We start from the raw sequence: 25,073 nt of genomic DNA, 5'->3' as shown, positions 1-25,073 counted from the left end.
TAGCTCCCAAAGAAAAAGCAAAATTTGTTCTAGCTTCATCAAAGAAATCTTTAATCTCAGCTTTGGAATTAAAGTGAATTTTTTTATTTGTAAAAATATTTCTCTTATTTAAAACAACATGGACATGCGGATTGTTTTGATGAGTGTGTAAAACAAAAGCGTATTTATGACCTGTAAAATTTGTTCCCAAAGTATCCTTAACAGCATCACATAAAGCATTTAATTTTTTCTCATCATTGCATGACTCATTAATTGAAAAAATCAAATGCCATGCATCTTTTGAGTTTAAATTTTTGCCAAAATCTTTGCTCCAACCTTTCATTATCTCATCACTGCTTACCTTGTTGCCATTCTCATCAATAGCAAGTCCATCAATAGAATTTTTTAAAGTATAATCAATACATCTTTTAATGGAAGTTTGTGGCAAATTTGAAATCATTTTTATAACTGATTGCTTTGAAAAATTATTTTTTGAAAAAGAAGTCCTAGCTTTTGAAAATCCACCACCACTAAAAGAAACATACTTGTGTTGACTTTTCGTGTATTTAGTTCGTCCAGCTCTAACTTTTTTTAGATTATCAAAAAACTCATCCCAATTAATATTGCTCACAATAAAAACTCCTAAAAATTTATAAAAAAATTAAAAAATTAAAAAATTAAAAAATAAATTCTAAAAAAATAAAATCTTTTTAAAAAATATTTTTATCCCTTTTATAAAAATCTTTGTAAATGTTAGTGTAGATAAGATTAAAAAAAGATTATGCGAGAAGTTAGGCAGGATAACCCCTTTTATATATAGTTTTTAGCCTTAAATACCGATATAATTGGCATTTAAGAGCAATTTTTGATATTTTAACAAATATCAAAAATAAAAAATAAAAATGAATTTTTATTTTTTTAGATAATGCTGGAAATTTTTTAAAAATTTGAAAAAGTTTTTGAAAAAAGAAATTTATAAAAATATTTGCAGAATTTTTATATCAAAGAAAATAAATTATAAAAATATTTGAAAAATTATAAAGCTAAGAAAAAATATTTACTATTTGTAAAACTCAAATAGATAAGAAAAAATAAAAATATCAAGCAATAGTTCAAAAAATATGTAAAAATTTAAAAAATATGCAAAAATATTAAAAAATAAACAAATTTTTTTATACCGACATTTTGTCAAAGATATTTTTTTAAAAAAATAAACTCAAACAGCGACACTATAAGCAAAGTAAAAAAATTAAAAAGTAAATGAAAACTTATTTTAAAATTAAATCAAAAATTATAAGTGCGAATACACCGAACTTTTAAAAATTCGTTTTACAAAATGTCGCTTTTGAAAATTTAGTATAGTGCTTGAAATATTAAATTTTTTAAAAAACAAGGACAAAAAATGAAAAAATTTTTTTTACTTTTAACTCTTTTTTTAACAGGTTCATTTGCTGCAGGTGGAGGAGATAATATAGCTAAAAAATTATCAGATGCTGCAAACACTCAAATCACAGAAGTTGGAAAAAGCGTAGCCTCTATTGTTAATACGATTTCAATTACGTTCGGTGGACTTTGGATAGTCATTATGCTTTTAATTGCTTATTTTAATATTGAAGCTTTTAAAAACAATGCAAAACTTTTATTTGGTGCATTGGCAATTATCGGAATAGTTTATGCATTATCTTCATCAATGATGTGAGTTAAAAAATGATTGTGACAGATTGCTATATGGATCTTACCAAAAAAACAAAAATCTTAGGTTTAACTACAACAAGCCTAGGATTAACAATCATTATAGGATTTATTTTTTGGTTCATTATGATTTTATATTCTTTAATCGTAGTTGTATTTTTATATTGCTTTTTTTTCACAATTGAATACTTAGACGAAGATATATATGACATCATTGGCTCAAAAATGAAAATATCTCAAAACAAATTTTATGCTTAGGAAATAAAATGACTCTATTTAAAAATTTTAAAAAACCAAAGCAAGAAAAAAACATCGAAAACAAAAAAGATAAAAAACAAAAGAAAAATAAAAATAGTTTTTTATCTGGAATTAATAAAAAAGCCGATGAAATAATAATGCTAAAAGAACCACAAATTTATACTCTTGCAAAGGAAAATAATATAGCTTGTAAATATGATGAAAATTTTATTATTACAAAAGATGGTAATGTTTGTATTGGCGTAGAATTAAAAGGGACAAGCTATGCAGGAATTAGCTTAGACGATGAGACTGATTATTTGTTAAGCCGTGTAATGTTTTTTACAACACTAAAAAACGATGTGGAAATTAATTTAATTATCAAAAAAAGAAAACAAGAAAATAAAAGCTATATAGAAAAAAATATAAATCCATATGCAAACGAAATCATAAAAAAATGGGAAATTAATCAAGATATTTATGAAATCAGATATTTTTTATTTATTTCAACAGTTACAAAAAATATAACAGGTATGCTCGAAAGCTTTAAAACAGGCGTAACAAGTGAAAAAAGGGAAGAAAATAAAGATAGTGTAAATTTAACTCAAAAAATGGAGCTTTTAAAAGAAACTCTTCTAAATATAAAAAATCATTTATCAATTTATCAGCCAAGACAAATGGATGGTAATGAAATTCTAAACTTTTATGCAACTTACTCAAATGCACAAGAAACAAATTTAAAATACACAAATGAGTTAATTACAGATTGTTATATTAGCTCAGACGTTGAATTTAAAAAAGACTATATAGAATTTCATTTAAATGATGGAAGAACGAAGTATGGTAGATTTGTAAGCGTAAAAGCATATGAGACAGAGCAAATAAAATCAATTATTACATCAAATTTAATTAAAAGTAATTACGAATTTATGGTAATGATATATTTAAAGCCATATGAAAAAAGAAAAGCTCTTAAAAAAATTAAAGACACAAAAACATTTTCGGTTGATTTAGTTAAAGCAGAACTTGATCAATTAATGGAGTTAGTCCAAGCAGATAGAGAAAACCTAGTAGAGACAAGCTTTTCAATTTATGCTTTAGCAGACGACTTGGATGAATTAGACGAGAAATCAAATCAATTAAAAAATATACTTGAAAATCAAGGCTTGAATGTAGTTAGAGAAACAATTAACCAAAAAGCTTTATATTTTAGCTTTTTTCCAAGTCGTGGAAATTTAAACGCAAGAAAAAAGACATTAAACATAAGTAACCTTGCAACAATTGCTAGTTTTGAAAATGAAGTAACTGGCTTTAATCAAAACGATTGGGGAAATGAAGCAGTAACTACATTTAAACACTTAAACGGAACACCTTTTTTATTTAATTTTCACTGCCAACCAGCAGGTGATCGTCCAAGTGGACACACAATGATCATGGGTGGAACAAGTAGCGGAAAAACAACACTTGCTCAATTTTTAATGACAAATTTATTTAAATATCCAATAGACATATTTGCAATGGATAAGCTTCGTGGTATGCATAATTTTACAAATTATATGGATGGGGAATACCATGACAGTGAAAGTAGCGATTTTAAATTAAATCCATTTAGCTTATCCAATACAAACGAAAATAAAGACTTTTTAAAAATGTGGCTAAGATTTATGGCTGAAGTTAAAAATGATGAACACAAAGCAATAGAAGATATAAGTAGCACAGTAGAAAGAATTTATAACAACAAAGAAGATGATCAAGTAATGTCGTTGAGTGATTTTATAACATCACTTCCAGCAGAAGATGAAGCAAAACTAAAAACTAGATTTGGAAATTTTAAAGACTCAATATTTGATAACAAAGAAGATGCTTTAAATTTTACAAAACAACTATCAGTTTTAAATATGGATGGAATATTAAGCGACAAAAAAGCGTCTGGATTAACAGCCATGTATATATTTCATAAACTCAAAAATCAAGCAAAAAACAACACCCAAAAGCGTGGCTTTTTTTGTTTTATAGATGAATTAAAAGATTACTTACAAGATCCTACAATGCAAGAAAAAATACTAGAAGCCATCCTTGAAGTAAGAAAAATAGGTGGCGTAATGTGCATGGGTTTTCAAAATATTAATTTGTTTAGTGGAATTGAAAGGGGATCATCATTTTTAGATAATATTGCAAATTTTATAATTTATCCAACAAGTAACGATGAAACAATACAACAACTTAATAATTCGATCGGAATAACGCCAACAGAAGCTAAATTCTTAAAAGATACAAACTCAAATGCAAGGCAAATTCTTTTAATGATGAAACAAAGAAACGAAAGTGCAAAATTAGATATAAATTTATCAAGACTTGGCGATTATATGAAAGTATTTTCATCAAGCTCAGATAAGGTAATGCTTTTAAAACAACTAAAAAAAGATAGTCCAAAACATTGGCGTAAATTTTATATAGAAGATAAAGGAGCTAATAAATGAAAAAAATAGCAGTAATTATGGGAATTTTAATGATTTTTTTAACTGGATGTGCAGATAAGCCAAAAAAAATAGAAAAAATCAGCCCTTGTGCTTTTAGTAGTTTAATTAAGGTTGGGTAAATGGCATTTGAAGATAAAAAAGTAGATCCAAATTTCATCTTTAAAACAGAAAGAACGATAAAAGCTTATATGTTTTGCATAATAATAGTACTTTCAGTGGTTAGTATAAGCTTATCAGTAGCATTGATTTTTTTAACACCTTTAAAAGAAACAAAACCTGTGCTTTTAAAATTTTCAGAAGCTGATGCAAGATTTGTGACGATAGATGATACGGATTTAAATGTTAGAAATAGTGAAGAGCTTTTAAAAAGCATTCTTGCAGGTTATGTAAAAAATAGAGAAATGATAAATAGAATTGATGATATAGAAAGATACAACGAAATAAGAACGCAAAGCAGTCGTCAAGTATGGGAAGCATTTCAAAATTTAGTAGCAAATCCAAATTCAATCTACACAGCAAAAAATTACTTCAGAGATATACAGATTTTAAATGTCTCTCTTTTGAGTAGTAGTGTCGCAACAATTGACTTTCAAGCAGAAATCACAAATGCAGGAAGAACAGAAGTAAGTTATAAAAAATATAGAAGTGCATTGGAATATGACTTTATAACAGATGGAAACACATATGCAGATGTAATGAAAAATCCAACTGGCTTCATTGTAAATAAATATCAAGTTACACAAATACTTGATGAAAAGGTAAAAAATGAAAAATTTAATTAAATTTTCACTAATTGTAATGTTTGCTTTAAATTTAAATGCAAACAATAACGATGCTGGATTAAGCCAAGCACAAATGGATGAAATAAGAGCCATTATGAAGCAAACCCAAGAATTAGCAAACGAGCAACAAGGAATGGGCGAAAGCATATTTAACGATAAAGAAAAAGATATAAACAAAAATATAAGATCGAATTTTAAAATAAATCCACTTGGGATGCGTGGAGAAGAAACACAACCAAATATAGAAAGTTTTCACAATTCACAAGATAGCTTTAATGCAAATATGGAAGTAATAGATTTTAGCAAAGAAGAGCTAGAGCTAATGCAAGGAGCTATGAGAAATCAAGACTTAAAAGCATTACAGAAAAAATTTCACTCAAAAAAATATAGTGGTTATGAAAACACTAAAACAATACCCTACACCCCAAATAAAACACATAAAATAAGAACTCGTCAAGCAATGGCTACAACTTTAATATTTGAAAGCGATATAGATAATTTTATACTAGGAGACCAAAAAGGCTTTAAAATAGCACAAATTCCAAGCAAGGCAAATGCTATAGCCATAATTCCACAATTAATTGGAATAGATACAAGCTTAACCATTTTTACAAATGATGGAAAAATTCATACTTTTTATCTTTTTTCAACAGACTATAAAAATGTAAATGATCCAAGTTTTGTGATAAAAATAGAAGATGAAGAAGCAAAAAAAATAAAACTAGCAAAACAAGAAGCAATCAATAAAGAATATAAAATAATAAAAGATGGCATTGCAGAAGTAAAAGTCAAAAAAAGCGATATTTATAGTGGATACACTCAAAAAGCAAAAGAAGAAAATGAATGGCTTTTATCAGCTGAAATATTTGACGATAAAAAATTTACATATTTTAAATACTCAAAAGATGAAATGCCACAAATTCCAGCAATTTTTGCAGTAATTGATAAACAAGATAGTCCAGTAGAAACAAGAATAGTAGGAGATTACATCATAGCAGAAACTACAAATCCAAAATTTACAATTAAAAGTGGAAATAGTTATGTGTGTGTAAATAGGCAACCAAAACAAGCTGAAATTCAAAGAAGAGAAGAAAGAAAGAATTTAAATATAGAAAACAAAAAAGAAACAATAAAAAACAATAATAAAATAATAAAAAATAAAAAAGAAAAACAAGAACACGAAGCTGTAAAAAAATTAAGGGGAATATAAATGAAAAAAAGGGAAAAAACGCTTATTTTTAGCCTTATTGTATCTTTATCATCTCCCCTTTTTGGTGGTGATATTTTCACAGACGAAGAAATTAAGAATTTACAAAATCAGTCAAATTTGGATCATCTGTTTAATAATTCTAAATTTCCAGTTGATGATTATATTTATAAAGCTGGTAAAAAAGAACCAAAACAAGATGGAGCTAGTATGGTTGAAGTTATTAAAAAACTTGATGAATTTGAAGAAAAAACCAAACCAAATGAGCAAACAAGTAGCCCAGAAGATACTTTAAAAGAACAAGAAAATTTAAAACAAAAAGCAATAGAAAAACAAAAAGTTTTAAAAACACAACAAATAGAATTAAAAAATGAAATTCAAATGGATAATCAAAGAGCTTATGAATATAAAATGAAAAAACTAATCAGGGCTCAAATTTTATCAGATCGTGGAAGTGAAATATCAAGCATTAATCAAAGCTCAAAATTTGGTGTTGATGGCTTTTCAAATCAAAAAAGCATAGATATAAGCACAAATGAACATAGGCTTTATAGAACAATCAGAGCTGGAAGAATGATACCTGCAATTTTAACAACTGCAATCAGTTCAGATTTAAATGGGGTCGTAACAGCTCAAATAGAACAAGATATATACGCAACAATGGGAAAAGCAGTATTAATACCAAGGGGAAGCAAAGCAATAGGATTTTATACAAACGATACAGAAATTGGTCATGAAAGATTGGAAATTATGTGGAGAGAAATTATCACTCCACAAGGTATTAACATAATGCTAACTGATGCTATTGTTGCTGATAATATGGGAATGAATGGGGCAGTTGGTGCAGTCAATAATAAATACTGGGAAAGATACGGCATAGCTTATTCAATATCAACCGTTACAAATGCTTTACTTCTAACAATTGCATCAAAAATGAAAAATTCAAACCAATATGCAACGGAAGTGTATTCAAATGCAAAAAGCGATATAAGTAGCGTAGTCCAAGACATAATCCAACAACAAAGCCAAATAAAACCAACAATTGAAATTCAAAGTGGTAGTAGGATATTTTTAGTGCCAACAAATCATATGTGGTTTGCAAAACCAAAAAATGGCGAAGTGTTAATGCAATATTTTAATGATTAAAAAGGATAAAAAATGGAATATGAAAATATAAAAAATCAAATTAAAGCTGAAATCGAAAATAAAAAAGCAAATGATAAATTACTTGTAAAGATTTCAAACCAGATAAAAATTACAGAAAAAGCACAAGCAAATGTAGACAAGGAAAAAGAAAAACTAGAAAAACTAATGGAAGAAAAGCAAAACTTAGCTAATCAAATCCAAGCAAATTTTACGAAAGAAAACGGTAATGAGTGAAAGTGTAATATTAAATAATATTTTAGGTGTTTTAAAGCCATATTTAACACTAAAAGCAAATGAGATTATTTTTAATAAGCCTTGTGAAATTCACATTGATTATGGAGATCACTGGGAAATAATGCATGACCCAAAACTAGACATTACATTTTTAAACAACTTTTTAATTGAATTAGCAACAAGGAGAAATCAAAGATTTGATGAAATGCATTGCAGTTTATCATGTGAGTTACCAAGTCCATATTTAAGATATAGAGTTCAAGCACAGCATAAATCTAGCCTTTTTAACAGTGATATATCTATTTGCATAAGAATACCAAGTAAAGAAATTTTTAAATTAGAAAGCTTTATTTTAAGCGATAAAGTAAAAAATGATGGTTGGAATTATGAAAAAATAAAAGAGCTAATCAGAAAAAAGAAAAATATATTATTAAGCGGTGGAACAGGTAGTGGAAAAACAAGCTTTTTAAACTCTTTAATGGGCGAAATTGACCAAAACGAAAGAGTCGTAACAATTGAAGATAGTCAAGAATTACGAGTAGAAAATATTAATAAAACACAACTCGCAGTTCCAAAAATTGCAACTGAAATTTATAGTTATCAAATAGCAATAGATAATGCTATGAGATTAAGACCTGATAGATTATTCTTAGGAGAAATTGACATCAGAAACACTTTTTCATTTTTAAGAGTAAATAACACAGGACACGCTGGAAATTTAAGCACACTTCATGCAAATAGTCCAAAAGATGCTATTAAAGCTATTAAAACAAATGTGATACTAGGTGGTGGATTAACAAGCGTGGATGATAAAATGTTAAATAGCTTAATTGTAACAGCAATTGATTACATAATTCAAATTGAAAGAGTTAAAAACAAAAGAGTAGTCACTGATATTTTAAATTTAAAAGCACTTGATATGCAAAAGGTTGGATTATGAAAAAACCTTATTGTATATATTTTACCGAAACAAATATGCGAGTACTAAACCGAATTGCCAAACAGAAAAAAGAAAGTAAATCATCAGTTGTTAGAAAATTAATAAGCGTAGAAAAATATACAAACACTCTTAAAGAAATTGAAATAAGAAATAGATTAATTGGTGAATTGGTACAAGAACTAAATCATGTAGGAACAAATTTAAATCAAATAGCATATCACTTAAATGCAGATATTACAAACATTAAAGAAGCTAAAAACGATTTAGAAAAAAATATGTGTAAATTACAAACTCAAATTAACGATTTAAAAAAAGAAATAAAAAAATTAGAAATAGACATAGGAGTAAATCATACTAAAACACCAAGTGAGTTTTTAAACAAGGAAGAAAATGGATAAGGAATTTAGTAAAAAAGAGTGGTTGGCAATGTTTATCATCTCTATACTTATGGGTGTAATATTGTATTTGATTATGATTAAAGTAATTTTTAATCCAATTTTAGTCAAAGTTCCAGTAGTAGCACTTCAAATATTGCAAAACATTGGAGAGCCAACACTTAAATTAAAGGCTTATGTTGCTATATTTTTATTAATTGCTCCATTTTTAGTAGTTTTGGCTTGGTGGCTATTTCCATTTTTAAAAGATAATGGAGAATACGGCTCAGCTAGATTTGCAACACCAAGTGATTTTAAAAAAATGAAAATAAATTATGACACAGGTCTAGTTCTAGGATGTTTAGATATTGAGAGCGAAAATCCTAAATTTATAAGAGCTACCCAACCTTTATCAACACTAGTAGTCGCACCCCCTGGTTCAGGTAAAACAGCAGGTATGATTATTCCTAATTTGCTAAGTGTTTCAAATTCATGCTTAGTACTTGATATAAAAGGTGAACTATATCAAAAAACAGCTGGATATAGAGAGAAAAATTTCAATAATGAAGTTCAATTATTCTCCCCTTTTAGCTGGGATAATACACTGTTTTTTAATCCATTTGATAACTCAATTGTAAAAGATATGCAATACATTCATATTAAAAAATTGGCAGAACAAATAGCCTCTACAATTTTTGTAGGCGAAAAAGGGAAAGAAAATGATCACTGGATAATATCAGCAAAAACAATGTTTGTATTCTTTGCCGAATATTTTATGCAAAAAGATAAACATGCAACACTCTCTCAACTTGCAGAAGCTCCAAAAATGGATTACTTTGAATACTTAGATGAAAAATTTGGAGAAGAAGCAATGCTTCCTGAAAATGAAGATGACCCAAGTGAGCCTAGAAAAAGAGATTATGATGCAGACACCTTTAAAATTTGGCTAAAACAAACCAGCTTTGATGAAAGTATTGATCCAAGCACAAGAAATCAGGCAAGAGCCTATTCAAAAGCAGCCGAAAATGAGTTTGCAAGTATAAAATCAACTTATGATACATTTATGAAAGTTTTTAGTAATCCGCAAGTAGCAAATGCAACAAGTAAAATGAGCTTTGCATTTGAAGACTTAAGAGAAAAGCGACTCTCAATGTATGTAGTAGTTCAAACAGAAGATATGGAAATTTTAGCTCCTTTAATTAGAATTTTTATAGAAACATTATTTAAAAAGTTAATGAGTGGACAAGAAAACTCAGACCCTGATAAATTTATATATTGCTATTTAGACGAATTTGTAAGATTTGGAAAAATGCCATTTTTATTAGAAGCACCAGCACTATGTAGAAGTTACGGACTATTACCAGTATTTGTGACTCAAAGCTATGAGCAAATTAAAAAATACTACGGAGATGACGACACAAATATAGTTAAAAATAATAGTGGATATCAAATAATTTTTAATATGAATAGTGATAAAGACGCAAAAGATACGAGTGAGCTAATAGGAGATTATACACATATTAAAATCAGTAAAAGTCAAGGAAATATGGACTTATTAAAAAGCAATATTTCAAAAAGTAAAGAAGGTAAAAAATTAGTAACCTCACAAGATCTTAAAAATCAAGATAGTAGCGATGTAATAATTTTAGTAAAAGGCTTTTATAAAATGCCAATTAAAGCAAAAGTTCCTTATTGGTTTAAGATGAAACAATGGGCTGGAGCAGATAAAATAAAATTAGAAGATAAAGAAAAAACTGATGAAAACAAAACAAACAATAAGACAGAAAATACAAATATAAAAGATAGAAATAAAGAAAAAGAAATAAATCAAGAAAAAGATGAAAATTTAAAGCAAGTTCAAACAGAAATAAAAAATGAAGAAGAATTAAAAAAGACAGAGGAAAGGAATCAAAAATATGAGTTATTAAAATCATTAAAAATCAAAGTTGAAAGGGATTAAAAATTATTGTTTTATTATATTAATTTTAGTAAAAAATTATATATTTTATTTCTTATTTTATTAATAAAATTAGTGAATATATAATTTATTTATTTTATATTTTATTATTTTTTAAAGATTTTAATCTAAATTTTAAGAAAAAAATAAGATTTAAATTAGAGTCTTAAAAAAGCTCTAAATCTATCCTAAGGAGTAAAAAATGACTTACGCAGAAAAATTGGCACAAGATAAAGCATATAAAGAATATGAAAAACATCTTGCCGAACAATTTGAAACAAGCGAAGATGGTGAGTTTGAAATCAGCGATGAAGAAAGCAAGGAGTGGGATTATTTAAATAAATCCAATCAAAGCTTAGAAGATTTTGATGGAAACGAACCCAACACAGACTCATAGCCCAAAAGTTATGAGTAAACAACAGATATAAGGAATACAAAATGCCAAGAAAAAAAGAAGTTAATGCAGAAATAAAGCAAGAACAAAAAGCAGAAGTAAGAAAAAGCTGGAATGAAATGAGTAATGTGGAGAAAAAAGAGAGTTTTGATAAACATGTCAAATACAAGCTTTTTGAAGCACATAAAACAGCAAAGGCAGACTGGCAAAAGGATATGACCAAAGAACAAGTAGATAATACAATGCCATATAACGCCTCAACTGGAAAAACATACTCAAGAGAAACCAGCATGATGCTAAGAGCTGAAATGGCAATCAAAGGTTATGATAAAGCTCAATTTGTAACAATGGAGCAAGGTAATGCGATGGGTGGAGTTTTAAAGCTTAAACACGACGAAAAAACTGGTGAAGTTCTAAAAACAAAAAGTGGCAAAGATGCAAGAGTTGATGGTGTAAAAATGTTATATATCGCAACTCATGAAATAAGACCAAAGCTTGATCAAAACGGCAATGAAGTTAAAGCAATTGCCAAAGACAAGGATGGAAACGATAGGCTTGATAAAGACGGAAAACCAATCACTTATACAGTAAAAGAAAAAATTCCAATCAAACCAAGACTTGAAACTAAGACACTTTACCATGTAAGTCAGTTTAATGGGCTTGATGAAAGTAAAATAAAAGAACGAGACCTAACTGCAATACAGAACTACCGAGAAAAAGCAAAAAGTCAACCTTTTGAAATAGAAGTAAATTACGGAAAAACTCTTGGAATTGGTGGAAATTTAGCAAAACAACTAGATAATTTAAGCATTGCACAAATTAAAGGAGTTGATTATTACAATCCAGCACAAAAGCTTGATATGAACAAAGAACAAGACAAAGCTAAAAAGCAAACCAAAGACAGGGGCATGGAAAGGTAAATTTATGAAACTTAGGATAGATGGGGCGAAAGCCCCAAATTATAAGGATAAAAAATGTTATTTGAATTTTTAAATTTTTTAGGCTTATCAGATAATAAAATAAATAATAAAACAAAAATAAATAGCAAAAATAGTGAAGATACAGAAATAATAAATAGCAATGAAAAATATAATATAGATATAAAAGAATTTACAAATTCAAAGAACGAAAGAATACAAGAAGCAACAGAAATTATACCATTGGGAAATGGTAAAGCCTTAAAAAGAGTAAAAACAAAAATTATAGGCAGGATATAGAAATGGCAAATGAAAAACAAGTAGCAAAAGAGCTTTTACAAGATAGTAATTGGCTAGACAAAATTCAAGGGGTAATGCAAGATAATGTGTTTAGTTTATTTGAAAAATTTTATAATGGAGCTCACGATTTAGTTTATTCATCAGCATCGCTTACAGCAATTTCAATAATTGTAATGTTTTGGCTACTTGATAAATTAAAAAATGGATACCCAACAAATCAAGAACTTTTTAAAGCCATAAAATACATAATTATATTATGCTTTATTTTTGCAACACTTAGCTCATATGGTGCATATGAAGGTGCTTTGTATGTGTTAAATATTCCAGTAAATATGGTTAAAGGTGTAGTTGGATCAATGTTTCAAGGTCAAGATTTTGGGGCAATGATAACAGATGCTCTAAATCAAGTCGAAAATATAAGAAAGATGATGTGGGAGTATGGAAAAAATGAATTCTCAAGTGGTGTAAATTTCCTTGGTTTTACAATTAAAAATCCTATAGATGCCCTAACATCAAGGATATTTACTATTTTTGCAATGATACCATTTTGGATATTTTACATAATATTTTTTATTTTACTAGTAGGAATTACAGCAGTTATACTCATATCAACATTTATGGCATATTTAATTTTAAGCACAATGCCTATCATTATCCCTTTTTTAATTTATAGGGGATTTTTACCATATTTATGGAGTTGGTATAAGCTTTATTTATCATATGCTCTTATTGCACCATTATCATTTATAGCTTTAAATTTAGCAATTAATCCAATTATGAAACTTGCAAATTATGAAAACAATATAGGCGATTTATTCGTAAAACAATTCGAATATTTATTAACTGGAACAATTACTTGTATTACAGCATATTACATTATAAAGAAAATTCCAAATTGGATAAATGCAGTTTTAGGAACACAAATGGAAAGTGGAGCAGGTGGAGTAGGTGGAGCATTAATGACAGGAGCTATAGCTGGAAAAACATTCCTTGGTGGACTTACTGCAAAATCAATGGGTAAAAGTTTCTTAGGTGGAGCTATGAGTGGATTAGGAAGAGCAACTGGTGGTTCAGCTGGGGCTAGAATTACAAGTATTGGTGCAGGAGCAACAGCAAATGCAATCAAAGACATGGGAAAAGGAGTTGGTAAGATTTATGATACATATAAAAAATTTAGAGGTGGGTATGCAACACCTTAATGATTGAATTTTAAAAAGGAGAATAAATGAAAAAAGAAAACAGCATTGGAGATATAAGCACACATGTAAATATAAAAGAAAATATATTTAAAATTGTTTTTAGTGATAAAAATGCTTTTTTTAATTTTTTTATTTTATATATGGATTTATGCAAAGAAGCAAATACAAAAGACTTAATAAACAGCAAAGTAAATATGCAAAGCAAATTATTTTTTTATAGATTTTTACAATCTTTTAAAGAGTATATAGAAGAAAAATCAAAAGAAAAAATAAACATAAAGGAAAATGAAAACCAAAGAATTTACGAAAAAGATGGTAATGGAAGTGGAAATATAATAATAAATGATAATGAACTAGTTATAGAGTTTTCAAATAAAGAAATCATGAATGACTTTATAGCCTCGTATTATAAATTACTACATTACCATTTAATTAGAATAAAGCAAGGAAAAGACTATAAAAACTATCCAAAATACAATTACATAGATGAAGTAAATCAAATTTATTTTATGAAATTTTTAGAACAACACATAAGTGAAAAAAATAAACAAATAAAGGATGAAAAATGACAAATACGATAATCATAATTGAAAGCCCAAACAAATGCGATAAAATCGCAAAAATTACAGGTGCAAAAGTTTATGCAACACAAGGACATTTTAAAGAATTAAGTAAAGAAATTGTAAAAGATTATGAAAATTATGAACCGATATTTGAATTTAAAGAAGCAAAAAAAGGAAAAATTAATGCAATATTTAATGATTGCAAAGGTAAAGATGTAATTGTAGCAACAGACCCTGACCGAGAGGGCTATGGAATCGGTTACATGGTGTATGACACAATCAAAAATATAGCAAATAGTGTAAAAAGGGCAGAATTCCACGAAATAACAGAAAGTGGAATTAAAAAAGGGCTTGAAAAAGCTGTACCATTTGCAAACTCAAATTTAAAAGAATTTGATAGCTTCAAAGCAAGAGCAGTTGGCGATAAGTTGGTGGGCTTTATAATGTCGCCAACTTATATCAATAAATTAAATGATAAAAATTTAAGCGTAGGAAGAGTTCAAACTCCAGCACTTGCCTTGATCGTAAAAAGAGAGTTAGAAATAAAGGAATTTTTAGAAAATCCAGCCTCAAAACAAGTAAGCTACAAATTAAAAGCAAATTTAAAGACAAAAGATGGCGTAGAATTTAGTGCAATTAATGACAATATTTTTACACAAAAAGATGAAGCAGAAGCAAAAATAAAAGATTTAAATGGATCATTAGCAAAAGTTTATCAAATAGAGACAAAACAAAGCGAAATTAAACCATCAGCACCACTAAGAACAAGTCAATTACAAGAAAGTGCAAATAAAAAGCTAGGATTTTCAAGTGATAAAACAATGGGACTAGCTCAGAAATTATTTGAAAAAGGATTGATAACTTATCATAGAACAGATAGTAATGCATTATCAAACGAATTTATAAACGAAGTAGAGTCAAAATTCAAAGAAAATGAGTGGTATCAAAAAAGAGAATATAAAGCAGGAGCTCAAAGCCAAGCCGAAGCTCATGAAGCTATCAGAATATCACATGTGCATGAATATAACAAAATTGATGAAATAGCAAAAAATGAAAATTTATCAGATGATGAAAAAGCATTATATGAGTTAATCTTTTTAAATTCAATTCTAAGTCAAGCCAAAAATGCTATCAATGAAAATACTACATACGACATAGATATTAAAACTCTTAGCTTTAAAACCAAAACAAGTAAATGCGTTTATAAAGGTTTTAAAGGGGCTTTAAAACAAGAAGATGAAGATAATGAAGATAAAGACAAAGACTTATTAGAAATAACGCTAAATTTACAACAAAACGACGAGTTGCAAATAATAGGATTTGAATTGCAAGAAGTTAAAAAACAAGCTCCACAACATTATAAAGAAAGCAATTTTATCTCCCTTTTAGAAAAAGAAGGTATCGGAAGACCAAGTACATACGCTTCATTTTTACCGATTTTACTAAAAAGAGATTTTATAGAAATACAAACAAAAGGTAAAAATAACAATATTGTAGCCACAAATAAAGGTATGAATTTCATTGAAACAATAAAAAATGATGATGAATGGATCACGCAAAGTGAATTCACAAAACAGATGGAAAGTGTGCTAGATGAAATAAGCAGTGGTAAAGTAAATTATTTAGATTTTATAAAGCCACTGCACGAAAAAATGAGTTTTAAAAAGATAAATAGCGGAGAAACTAAACCACCAAGTGAAAAACAGCTTGAATGGGCTAGAAATTTATCAAAAAATTTAAATATAGAACTGCCAAAAGATATTGAAAAAAGCTGGAAAATTTGCTCGGAATTTATAGAAAAGAATAAAGATAAAGATATCAGACCACCAAGTGAAAAGCAAATCGCATTAGCAAAAAAGTTGGCACAAAGTAACAATGTAGAGCTTCCAAAAGACCTAGAAAAAAATGTCAAAGTGTGTTCTAAATTTATAGATAAATATATAAAAAAGAAATAATATGAAGCATAAAACACCAAAAGAAATTTTTAACTTTAGAAATCAAAAAGAAGAACTTGGGAAATTGGAGAATACATTACAAGAAATTACTAATAATTTTAAAGATATGCTTATTAAAATTTTAAAAGAATATTCAATAATTTTTAAAAATATTAATCAAAATAAAGCAACAAGAGAAAATATTTTTAATATTCAAAACACAGTGGAAGAAACAAATGATTATGTAATTAAAACCATTATAGAAATGGCAAAAAATCATATGCAGTATGAATTAAAATTAAAAGAAAACATTTTTTTTCTTGCTGATTTAAGCATACTTAGTAATGAGAGATATGAAAAACTAGAAAATTTAGTAGAGAAGTATTTAAATAAAAAGAGTACTAAAGGTATAAAATGAGTCAAATTTTCAATATTCAAAGCAATAACAACGAAAAGCAAAGCTGGATGGATGACAAAGAAAAAAAGCCAAATATCTATCTCATGAGAGCAATTTATACAAGCTTTGATGAAATAAGAGAAGAACTTGAAGACTATAAAATTCACTTTAAAAATAAAATTGTGGTATGTCCCTGCAATGATGGAAAGAAAAGCAATTTTTACAGATATTTTGCTCTAAATTTTAAAACTTTAAAATTAAAAAAATTAATAACAACAACATTTAATATAAACGATCCAAAGGCAAAAGGAACAAAGATAGAAATAACAGCTGACAGCATAGAAGAGACAATACTTGAAGGTAGTGGTGATTTTAGAAGCAAAGAAGTAAAAGAGATTATAGAAAGTGCAGATATTATAGTCACAAATCCACCTTTTTCTCTTTTTAGAGATTTAATAGACATTGTACAAGAAAAAAATAAGAAATTTTTAATAGTTGGAGCAACATACTCAATAACATATAAAAAGATTTTTGAACTTTATAAAAAAGGCAAAATTTGGCTAGGAAATAATCAAGTAAATATATTTACACGACCTGATGGAAGTAAAAAAAGATTTTCAAATGTATCATGGTTTACAAATTTAAAAAGTATGAAAAATTTTGAAGGTATAAGGCTAACTAAAAAATATAAAGGAAATGAGCTCAAGTATCCAGAATATGATAATTATAAAATAATTGAAGTAACAAATTTAAAAAATATTCCAGTTGATTATGACGGAGTAATGGGCATTCCACTAACACTTTTTATAAAACATAATCCAGCCCAATTTAACATACTAGGGTGTGATTTTGAAATTAAAGAAAAATATCCTGAGCTAGTAAAATGGGACTATACAAAAAACAATACAAAATCAGCAATTTTAAATGGAAAAGAACTATTTACAAGAATTATAGTTCAAAAAGCAAACAATATAAAACCAAGGGTTATGCTAAAAAACCAAATTTAAAGGAAAATATCGTGGAAAAAGAAGTAAGAGGATAGATGAGTAAAGGCTTAATATGGATTATTTAGCACTAGTTGGAATAACAATAGGATATTTTATAGGATATCTTTTTGATAAAAGAATAGAACAAATTTTAAAGGAGAAAGAATGAACAATGCAATTTTATGTGGAAATTTAGGAAGTGATTGGGAGATACTACAAAGCCAATACGGAATAGTAGCAAAAAATAGTATAGCAATTACTAAAAAATATACGCCAAAAGATAGCAATACTCAAGTAACAAGAACTCAATGGCTTAAATTAGTTGCTTTCAACAAACAAGGCGAAATATTGGCACAATATACAAAAAAAGGAGATAAGTTACTCGTTCGTGGCGAAATTAAAACAAATGATTATGAAAACAATCAAGGAGAGCCTAGAACAAGCGTAAATATAAAAATAGAAGAATTCACACTTCTAGGATCAAAAAATCAAGAAGAAAAAGAAACAAATTTTAATAATTATTCAGATGGTAATATTGAGAAGATGTATGAAGATGTTTTTTTAGGGCAATCAAATAACTACACCCAAGCTTATCAAAACCAAAACAAAAATAACAATCAACACAATACAACAAAAAACAATCAACAAAATAGCAATAAAACGCAAGGGCAAGGAAATTGGAACAATCAAACACAAGTACAAAATAGCCAAACAAATGGCAACACATCAAACTTCAACAACATCCAATCACAACATCAAAACATAGGTCAAACAGACAATGAAAAAAAGAGAAGTTAAGCTATTTAACAGCCCACTTAAAATATTTATGTGGGTATTTTTTGTAGTAAACTTATTAGGTTTTGGGGTAAATTTTATACTTTATTTTTTTAATAAGCCAAATAGAGTAGAAACTTTGCTAAATGCTGATTTTTTCTTTATAGCTATGGCAATAATATGCTATATAGCTTTTAATCTAATTTTATATCTAATCATAAAAATACATTTTTTATTATCAAAAAAAGAGTAATCAATATGGGGCTAAAATCAAAATTAAATTTTAGCCCATTTTTGAACTTTAAGCTTTAACTAAGATTTTATTATCCTTTGTTTTTCCCCTTTTTGTCGTGGTTTGTAGCTATTTGCAAAATGTCAAAAAATTACAAAATGTGCCGTTACCCATAGGGCTTTTGCATTTTCTTTAAAAAGGGAGAAAAAGCAGATTTTAACTTAAAATAAGCTTAAATATTATTGTTATTTTTATGTTTTTTTATTGTTTTTATATTTGTATTTTTTATTTTATTTAGTTATTTTAATTTTGTTTTATTTTAATATTTATTATTTTTTAAGTTATAAAATGGTATAATTTGAATTATAAAAAGGATGTTAAACATCCAAAAATAAAAAAGCAAAAGGTGTTGAAATGAACAAATTTAAAAAATACTGCCCAAATGTATGGATAGCAGAATGTGAAGCAGAACATACCAAAGGAGAAATAATAGAATTAACCACCAAATATGGCAAAGGTGTAGAATGCGAAGTATATAATTTACTTTATAAAAAAGATAATAAATTTTATTATTCAATTATAAGACTAGATGAAAGTTATGCACAAAGAAGATTAAATAAACACCAAAATGCACAAGTAAGACATGAAAAACTAAGTAAAGAATGGTATGAAAAATCACAAGAAGATAAGGAATTTTTAAGCCTAGGAGAGCCAATCAAAGTAGGACACCACAGCGAACAAAGACACAGGAAACTAATTGAAAAGAACTGGGAGAGAATGGGGAAAGCAGTTGAACACGAAAAACTAGCAGAAGATAGACAATCTAAAATAGAATATTGGGAGAAAAAATTAAAAGAGATTAATCTCTCAATGCCTGAAAGCTTGGAGTATTTTGAACTAAAATTACAAGAAGCCACCGAAAGGCACAAAGGGCTAAAAAATGGAACAATACCGAGAGAGTATGACTTAGAGTTGGCTTATGCAAATAAGGCAGTTAGAGACTTTGAAAAGAAGTTAGAAATCGCCCAAAGGCTATGGGCTTAAACAATAGGGGACTTAACTCCCCTTTAAATATATAAACAACAATAGGAGATAAAAAATGAAAGACTATAACGAGACCATAAAAGAGTTAAAAAGACTTTTGGAGAAGAACCCGCGTAATATTTTAAATGAAGTTATAAGAGAGACGCTATTAGATCACAGCAAAGACATCAGGACGATTAAGAGCTTTTTGCAACTCACTAGTATGGATTATGGATACGTTGCTGACATATACTTGAATCGAGATATCAATGTGAGCGACTTTTATGAGAGATATAAGTATGAGATCGGATACCTTTTAATAAGTGAAAATTTGCAGGTGGTGGATATTGTTGGGGAACACGCTTATAAAAATGATCCTCTAATTTTAAATGATTGTAGCATCAAGGCGAATTTACTGTACTATGCTTTTGCTAGAGTGACTACTATACTTTATAGGTTTTTATTTGAAGACGATGAGAGTCTTTTGCTGGAGTATGAAAAAATTCAAGATGAGATAAAGAAAGAAAATGATAACAGATAAAGAATTAGTATGCCCACATTGTGGGCATAAAAACAATGTTGATAAATTTATTAAAACGTTAAATTTAGAATTGTGTTTAATACGTTTTGATAATGAGATAGACTGGGAATGTGAGAAATGTAAACAAGAATTTATAGTCAGAATATATCTCAATATTAAATACAGCATTGATTATACAATAGAAGACATAAAGGAGAAAAAATGATCATATCAATTTGCAACGAAAAAGGTGGAAGTGGAAAAAGCACATTAGCTACAAATATAGCCATAAATCAAGGAATAGCTAAAAACAAATTTATGCTATTAATTGATACGGATCCACAAAAATCAATAGCTACATTTCTAAATATAAGAAATGAAGAAAACCATAATAAAGCTTTTGATTTTGCATATAAATACGGCGAAAATTTAAAAGAATTTTTGCAAAACGATAAAGGGGAAAAAGATATATTAATAGACACAGGTGGAAGAGATAGCAGAGAAATGCGAATAGCAATTGCATTAAGCGATATAGTGATAATTCCAACAATTCCAAGCCAGTTTGATGTAAGTGTTTTAGATAAAATGATAAATGTCGTAAAAATGGCAAAAGAGCAAAATAATAAACTCATAGCATATATTGTCATTAATAGAGCATCTCCAAATCCAGTTTTATATAAAAAAATTGAAAGTCTCATAAGCTATATAAACGACATAGAAGAAGATTATATAAAATTAGCAGATACGATTATTTATGAAAGAGAAAGATATAAAATTGCAACACAACTTGGACTTGGAGTAGTTGAAATTAATGATGGCAACAAAGCAGAAAATGAAATAAAAAATTTATGTAATGAAATTTTATAAAATTATGCTTTTATTTTTTAAATTTTAGTATTTTTTTATATTATTTATTATATTTTTAGTTATAATAATTCTATAAAATACTTTTGAAATATTTTTTATTTCATTATTTATTAAGACAAAAGGGAAAAAAATGAATTTTAAAAAAACAACAAATTCAATTGAAAATTTAGATAGTTTTATCGATGGAGCAGAAACACAAAAAGAATTATCATCTAAAAAAGGAAAAGAGTCATTTGGGGCAAAATTTTCAAAAGAACTTGGAGTAAAAATAAGAAAAAAATACACAACATACACCTTAGCTAAATTTATAGAAAATTCACTTGTGTCACAAATTCCTTATATTAAAGACGAAGTTTTAGTTTGGATATTTGATCAAGCAAAATGGTACAACACAAGCATGAGTGAGTTTGTAAAATTTAAAATGGGATTAGTAGAAGCACCACAGCCAAATGATGAAAAAATAAAAGAACGTATGACAAATTATATTATTTATATAAGCCATGAAAACAAAGAATTAATCCGCAAAATAGCTGACAATTTAGGAGTAAGTATGGCTACTTATTCAGAAATTAAGCTCACAGCAACATATGAGTTAAAAGATATTTTTACATTTGATCAAATAATGCAATTCAGAGCAGAAGCTATGAATTTTGATTTAGATTTAGAAGAATATATAGCAATGAGAATAAAAGGGTAAAAAATAAATAAAGATTGAAATATTTAAGATTAATTTAAGTTGCCACAAGCCCTAGAAAGCAAAAACTAAATTTAAGTTGATGTAGTATAGGGCTAAATAGCTTTAAACGACTTGCTCATTAAGCATAAATTTAAATGAATATCCAGTAATTTCTTTTTTATTTTTCTTTGAAAATTCTCTTTCAAACATCAGCTTTTTAAAGTATTTTTCGTTAAGTTCATTAACTGATGGTTCAATTACACGACGATTTAAATCAGTAGAATCATATTTTATAGGAACACTCATTAAGTTTTCAAAATCAAATCTAGTAAATTTAACACATTTAAAGCCATCTTTATCTGGTTTCAGATTATCATATTGGTGCAAAAGACGATAAAGAGTTTTTGCAAATTTTCCGTTAATTGAAACAAAATCATAAAGATCAATTTTCATAAAATTCAGTGTTTTAAATAAAATGTCCAAAGCTCTAGGATTGAGTCTAAATCTTAAAATTTGTTTATTTCTGAAAACATCTATATCAATGAAAAATACACCAACGCTTGAAATCTCATCATCTTCTGTAAATTCCACTGTTCTATAAATTGCTGCACCATTTCTACCCAAAACCTTATCTCTAAAAATTTTAATTTCATTATTAAATCTAGTCTTGTTTATGTCTTTTTCATAAAACTTAGCAATTTCAGAGTATGGCATTTCAATAGCCCCTCTATTCTCGGCGTAGCCCATTTGTTTCGCATACCAACAAATCGTGAAAAATACATCATAATCTCTAGCTGTAAAATTTACAGGAAATAATATAGAATTCATTTTATTACGAAAAACAAGAGTCCCATTTGGTGTTTTTTTAATTGTTTTTGTAGCCTCGATCACAAATTCATCCTCTCTAAAATAGAAAGAAAATTCGCTCATTTTTACCCCTTTTTTATAAAATATGGGCAAATTATAAGATACCTTTATTGTATTGTAACTTAAATTAGCTAAAATAAAAACTTTGAAAGGAATTAATGAAAAAATTTAGGCAAGTTTTAGCAGATATTAACGAACTTATTGTTTTTAAGCACTCAGTTTTTGCTCTGCCATTTATTTTTATAGCTATGATTACGGCTTCAAAACTTGAAAATAACACGATGTGGTTTGGGTGGAGACTACTTATTTTAGGAATTTTATGCGCAGTAAGTGCAAGAAGTTTTGCTATGGCTTTTAATAGATTTATGGACAAAGACATAGATGAACCAAATCCAAGATGTGCAAATAGACCAAGTGTTGATGGAAGAATTGGAAAGACAAATTTACTTATTTTCATAGGAGTAAATGCTTTAATTTTTATAGTAGTAGCATATTTTATAAATAGTTTAGCCTTTTATTTATCATTTCCAATTTTACTTTTTTTAGGTGGATATTCAATTTTTAAAAGATTTTCACAAACTGCTCATATAATGCTTGGATTTTGTCTAGGGCTTGCTCCAATAGCAGGAAGTGTAGCAGTTTTAGGAGCTATTCCTCTTTGGGCTATTTTATTATGTTTTGGAGTTGCTTTTTGGGTAGCTGGGTTTGACATACTCTACTCACTTCAAGATATGGAATATGATAAAAAAGCTGGTCTTTATAGTATTCCAGCATGTTATGGAAGTAAAGCAGCTATGTTTATATCAAGTATTTTTCACGCAATTACAATTTTATTTTGGTTACTTTTTTGCATAGCTTCAAATTTGGGATTTTTTGCATATTTGGGTGTTATAATTTCAGCTATTATTTTGTATAAAGAACATGAGATTGTGAATAAAGACTTTACTAAAATAGACAAAGCATTTTTTACACTAAATGGCTATTTGGGAATAATGTTTTTTTGTTTTATATTTTTAGATCACTTATTTTAAGGAGAAAAAATGGATGCTAATAGCATTATTATTTTAGGGCTTTGCGTAGTGCTTTTTATAGTACTGATTTTACTTTATGTAAAGGATAGCCAAACAAATAAAAAATTTGATAGATATGATCATATAGTCAATGATAATATGAACGAAATTTTTATCTTAAAAAAAGAGGTTGCAAAACTAAAAGAAGAACTTGAAATGTTTGATATAGGTATACTTGCCGATGAGCTTGATAAACAAATCGATGATAAGATTGAGCCTGTTATTAAGTCTTTGCAAAACATAGATAAACTTGTTAATAAATAAATTTTATTTGTGCTAAATTTAAAAAAGTCTTTTATAATCCAACAAAAGGATAAAAGATGTTAATAGACGGGCATGGAAGAATTGTTGATTATTTAAGAGTTTCTGTTACTGAAAGATGTAATTTTAGATGCAAGTATTGTATGCCAGATAAGCCATTTGAATGGGTACCGCATGAAAAAATTTTAAGCTTTGAAGAGTTATTTTTATTTATAAAAGTTGCAATTGATGAAGGTGTTAAAAAAATAAGAATAACAGGCGGAGAACCTTTAGTTAGAAAAGATACTGACAAATTTATCAAAATGATAAGTGATTATGCCCAAAATATTGATTTGGCTATGACTACAAATGGATATTTCTTAAAAGATTTTGCTAAAAAACTAAAAGATAGTGGACTAAAAAGAATTAATATGTCTCTTGATACATTAAACAAAGAAAAAGCTTTTAAATTAACTGGAAAAAACGTCCTTGAAAAAGTTATAAGTGGCTTTGAGGAAGCCCTAAATGTTGGACTTAAAGTCAAATTAAACTGTGTAGCTTTAAAAAATTTTAACGATGATGAGCTTATAAATCTTTTAGAATTTGCTAAAAATCACGGATGTGAAATTAGATTTATCGAATATATGGAAAATATCCATGCAAAAAACTTTTTAAAAAGTCTTAAAAAAGATGAAATTTTAGCTATTTTATCAAACAAATTTAAATTCAAAGAAAGCATTAAAAAACTAAACTCCCCGGCCACTCTTTTTGAGCTAGAAGATGGATATAAATTTGGAATAATTGATCCACATAAACACGATTTTTGCGATACTTGCAATAGGATTAGGCTAAGTGCGGAAGGGTTTTTAATACCTTGTTTGTATTTTGAAGATGCACTAAGCATAAAAGAAGCTGTTAAAAGCGGTGATATTATAAAAGCAAGTGAAATTTTAAGAGAGGTTTTAAAAAATAAACCTGAAAAAAATAGATGGGAAAACAGCATAAATCAAAATGAAATTTCAAGTAGAGCTTTTTATAAAACTGGTGGCTAAGACATGAATAAAGTTTTTATATTTAGAGTAAAAA

General features: G+C 27.6%; 29 protein-coding genes. 27 read left to right on the top strand and 2 right to left on the bottom strand.

Translation table 11 applies throughout. The features are described from left to right. On the bottom strand, positions 1 to 610 hold a 610-nt coding region (locus O6B72_RS07225; RefSeq protein WP_269492687.1), incomplete at its 3' end, for a relaxase/mobilization nuclease domain-containing protein. 771 nt (positions 611 to 1,381) lie between these two features. Between O6B72_RS07225 and O6B72_RS07220 the strand changes: the two genes are divergently transcribed. The 24 genes from O6B72_RS07220 (at position 1,382) to O6B72_RS07105 (ending at position 21,831) form a co-directional block, all read left to right on the top strand. Next, complete coding sequence (locus O6B72_RS07220; protein WP_016646363.1) at positions 1,382 to 1,678, top strand: hypothetical protein; 297 nt, start codon at positions 1,382 to 1,384, stop codon at positions 1,676 to 1,678. 259 nt (positions 1,679 to 1,937) lie between these two features. Further along, positions 1,938 to 4,388 (top strand): VirB4 family type IV secretion/conjugal transfer ATPase, encoded by a 2,451-nt coding sequence (locus O6B72_RS07215; protein WP_269492686.1) that lies wholly within the window; start codon positions 1,938 to 1,940, stop codon positions 4,386 to 4,388. Further along, on the top strand, positions 4,385 to 4,507 hold the full coding sequence (locus O6B72_RS07210) for a hypothetical protein (RefSeq protein WP_256378706.1): 123 nt from the start codon (positions 4,385 to 4,387) through the stop codon (positions 4,505 to 4,507). Before O6B72_RS07215 ends, O6B72_RS07210 begins: the two co-directional genes overlap by 4 nt. Then, positions 4,508 to 5,170 carry a VirB8 family type IV secretion system protein gene (locus tag O6B72_RS07205; protein ID WP_050335890.1) on the top strand — a complete coding sequence of 221 codons (663 nt, stop codon included), beginning with the start codon at positions 4,508 to 4,510 and terminating at the stop codon, positions 5,168 to 5,170. After that, positions 5,154 to 6,380 carry a TrbG/VirB9 family P-type conjugative transfer protein gene (locus tag O6B72_RS07200; RefSeq protein WP_269492685.1) on the top strand — a complete coding sequence of 409 codons (1,227 nt, stop codon included), beginning with the start codon at positions 5,154 to 5,156 and terminating at the stop codon, positions 6,378 to 6,380. The genes O6B72_RS07205 and O6B72_RS07200 overlap by 17 nt, the downstream gene beginning before the upstream one ends. Then, a complete protein-coding gene (locus O6B72_RS07195) occupies positions 6,381 to 7,523 on the top strand; it encodes a DNA type IV secretion system protein ComB10 (protein ID WP_269492684.1) in 1,143 nt (380 codons plus the stop codon). 12 nt (positions 7,524 to 7,535) lie between these two features. After that, the gene (locus O6B72_RS07190) at positions 7,536 to 7,757 is read left to right on the top strand and encodes a hypothetical protein (protein ID WP_016646356.1); all 222 of its coding nucleotides are present in this window, start codon (positions 7,536 to 7,538) and stop codon (positions 7,755 to 7,757) included. Continuing rightward, positions 7,750 to 8,697 (top strand): ATPase, T2SS/T4P/T4SS family, encoded by a 948-nt coding sequence (locus O6B72_RS07185; RefSeq protein ID WP_016646355.1) that lies wholly within the window; start codon positions 7,750 to 7,752, stop codon positions 8,695 to 8,697. The genes O6B72_RS07190 and O6B72_RS07185 overlap by 8 nt, the downstream gene beginning before the upstream one ends. Further along, entirely contained in the window at positions 8,694 to 9,095 is a 402-nt protein-coding gene (locus O6B72_RS07180) for a hypothetical protein (protein ID WP_024962918.1), read from the top strand. The genes O6B72_RS07185 and O6B72_RS07180 overlap by 4 nt, the downstream gene beginning before the upstream one ends. Continuing rightward, the gene (locus O6B72_RS07175) at positions 9,088 to 11,031 is read left to right on the top strand and encodes a type IV secretory system conjugative DNA transfer family protein (RefSeq protein ID WP_016646353.1); all 1,944 of its coding nucleotides are present in this window, start codon (positions 9,088 to 9,090) and stop codon (positions 11,029 to 11,031) included. Before O6B72_RS07180 ends, O6B72_RS07175 begins: the two co-directional genes overlap by 8 nt. 199 nt (positions 11,032 to 11,230) lie before the next feature. Then, positions 11,231 to 11,425, top strand: a complete 195-nt coding sequence (locus tag O6B72_RS07170) for a hypothetical protein (RefSeq protein ID WP_269492683.1) — start codon at positions 11,231 to 11,233, stop codon at positions 11,423 to 11,425. Positions 11,426 to 11,466: 41 nt separating this feature from the next. Further along, entirely contained in the window at positions 11,467 to 12,342 is an 876-nt protein-coding gene (locus tag O6B72_RS07165) for an ArdC-like ssDNA-binding domain-containing protein (RefSeq protein ID WP_269492682.1), read from the top strand. Between the two features lie 54 nt (positions 12,343 to 12,396). Continuing rightward, positions 12,397 to 12,639, top strand: coding sequence for a hypothetical protein (locus O6B72_RS07160; RefSeq protein ID WP_016646350.1), 243 nt, complete (start codon positions 12,397 to 12,399; stop codon positions 12,637 to 12,639). Positions 12,640 to 12,641: 2 nt separating this feature from the next. Further along, complete coding sequence (locus tag O6B72_RS07155) at positions 12,642 to 13,838, top strand: type IV secretion system protein (protein WP_269492681.1); 1,197 nt, start codon at positions 12,642 to 12,644, stop codon at positions 13,836 to 13,838. 26 nt (positions 13,839 to 13,864) lie between these two features. Then, complete coding sequence (locus tag O6B72_RS07150) at positions 13,865 to 14,407, top strand: hypothetical protein (RefSeq protein WP_269492680.1); 543 nt, start codon at positions 13,865 to 13,867, stop codon at positions 14,405 to 14,407. Continuing rightward, positions 14,404 to 16,356 (top strand): type IA DNA topoisomerase, encoded by a 1,953-nt coding sequence (locus O6B72_RS07145; RefSeq protein ID WP_269492679.1) that lies wholly within the window; start codon positions 14,404 to 14,406, stop codon positions 16,354 to 16,356. Before O6B72_RS07150 ends, O6B72_RS07145 begins: the two co-directional genes overlap by 4 nt. A gap of 1 nt (position 16,357) precedes the next feature. Next, positions 16,358 to 16,753: a hypothetical protein gene (locus tag O6B72_RS07140; RefSeq protein ID WP_269492678.1), complete on the top strand. Its 396-nt coding sequence runs from the start codon at positions 16,358 to 16,360 to the stop codon at positions 16,751 to 16,753. After that, positions 16,750 to 17,739 (top strand): adenine-specific methyltransferase EcoRI family protein, encoded by a 990-nt coding sequence (locus O6B72_RS07135; RefSeq protein WP_269492677.1) that lies wholly within the window; start codon positions 16,750 to 16,752, stop codon positions 17,737 to 17,739. The genes O6B72_RS07140 and O6B72_RS07135 overlap by 4 nt, the downstream gene beginning before the upstream one ends. 144 nt (positions 17,740 to 17,883) lie before the next feature. Then, on the top strand, positions 17,884 to 18,516 hold the full coding sequence (locus tag O6B72_RS07130) for a single-stranded DNA-binding protein (protein ID WP_269492676.1): 633 nt from the start codon (positions 17,884 to 17,886) through the stop codon (positions 18,514 to 18,516). Between the two features lie 622 nt (positions 18,517 to 19,138). Further along, positions 19,139 to 19,768, top strand: a complete 630-nt coding sequence (locus O6B72_RS07125) for a DUF3560 domain-containing protein (protein WP_269492675.1) — start codon at positions 19,139 to 19,141, stop codon at positions 19,766 to 19,768. 55 nt (positions 19,769 to 19,823) lie between these two features. Then, a complete protein-coding gene (locus O6B72_RS07120) occupies positions 19,824 to 20,288 on the top strand; it encodes a hypothetical protein (protein WP_269492674.1) in 465 nt (154 codons plus the stop codon). Further along, on the top strand, positions 20,275 to 20,493 hold the full coding sequence (locus O6B72_RS07115) for a hypothetical protein (protein ID WP_269492673.1): 219 nt from the start codon (positions 20,275 to 20,277) through the stop codon (positions 20,491 to 20,493). The genes O6B72_RS07120 and O6B72_RS07115 overlap by 14 nt, the downstream gene beginning before the upstream one ends. Continuing rightward, positions 20,490 to 21,134: an AAA family ATPase gene (locus O6B72_RS07110; protein ID WP_024962905.1), complete on the top strand. Its 645-nt coding sequence runs from the start codon at positions 20,490 to 20,492 to the stop codon at positions 21,132 to 21,134. Before O6B72_RS07115 ends, O6B72_RS07110 begins: the two co-directional genes overlap by 4 nt. 130 nt (positions 21,135 to 21,264) lie before the next feature. After that, a complete protein-coding gene (locus O6B72_RS07105; protein ID WP_269492672.1) occupies positions 21,265 to 21,831 on the top strand; it encodes a hypothetical protein in 567 nt (188 codons plus the stop codon). 102 nt (positions 21,832 to 21,933) lie between these two features. Here the strand turns inward: O6B72_RS07105 and O6B72_RS07100 are convergent, their stop codons facing one another. Continuing rightward, complete coding sequence (locus O6B72_RS07100) at positions 21,934 to 22,740, bottom strand: replication initiation protein (RefSeq protein ID WP_024962904.1); 807 nt, start codon at positions 22,738 to 22,740, stop codon at positions 21,934 to 21,936. Between the two features lie 95 nt (positions 22,741 to 22,835). Between O6B72_RS07100 and mqnP the strand changes: the two genes are divergently transcribed. The 3 genes from mqnP to moaA are packed head-to-tail and all read left to right on the top strand — an operon-like array spanning position 22,836 to position 25,039. Next, entirely contained in the window at positions 22,836 to 23,708 is an 873-nt protein-coding gene (gene mqnP / locus O6B72_RS07095) for a menaquinone biosynthesis prenyltransferase MqnP (protein ID WP_269492671.1), read from the top strand. A gap of 9 nt (positions 23,709 to 23,717) precedes the next feature. Beyond that, positions 23,718 to 24,011 carry a hypothetical protein gene (locus O6B72_RS07090; RefSeq protein WP_016646332.1) on the top strand — a complete coding sequence of 98 codons (294 nt, stop codon included), beginning with the start codon at positions 23,718 to 23,720 and terminating at the stop codon, positions 24,009 to 24,011. Between the two features lie 56 nt (positions 24,012 to 24,067). After that, the gene (gene moaA, locus O6B72_RS07085; RefSeq protein WP_269492670.1) at positions 24,068 to 25,039 is read left to right on the top strand and encodes a GTP 3',8-cyclase MoaA; all 972 of its coding nucleotides are present in this window, start codon (positions 24,068 to 24,070) and stop codon (positions 25,037 to 25,039) included. The last annotated feature ends 34 nt before the right edge of the window (positions 25,040 to 25,073 follow it).

Origin of the sequence: Campylobacter ureolyticus (assembly GCF_027277485.1) — a bacterium.
GTDB classification, from domain to species: Bacteria; Campylobacterota; Campylobacteria; order Campylobacterales; family Campylobacteraceae; genus Campylobacter_B; species Campylobacter_B ureolyticus_B.
Note: the sequence above shows the minus strand (reverse complement) of the source record. Positions and strands in the feature narration are given on the sequence as shown.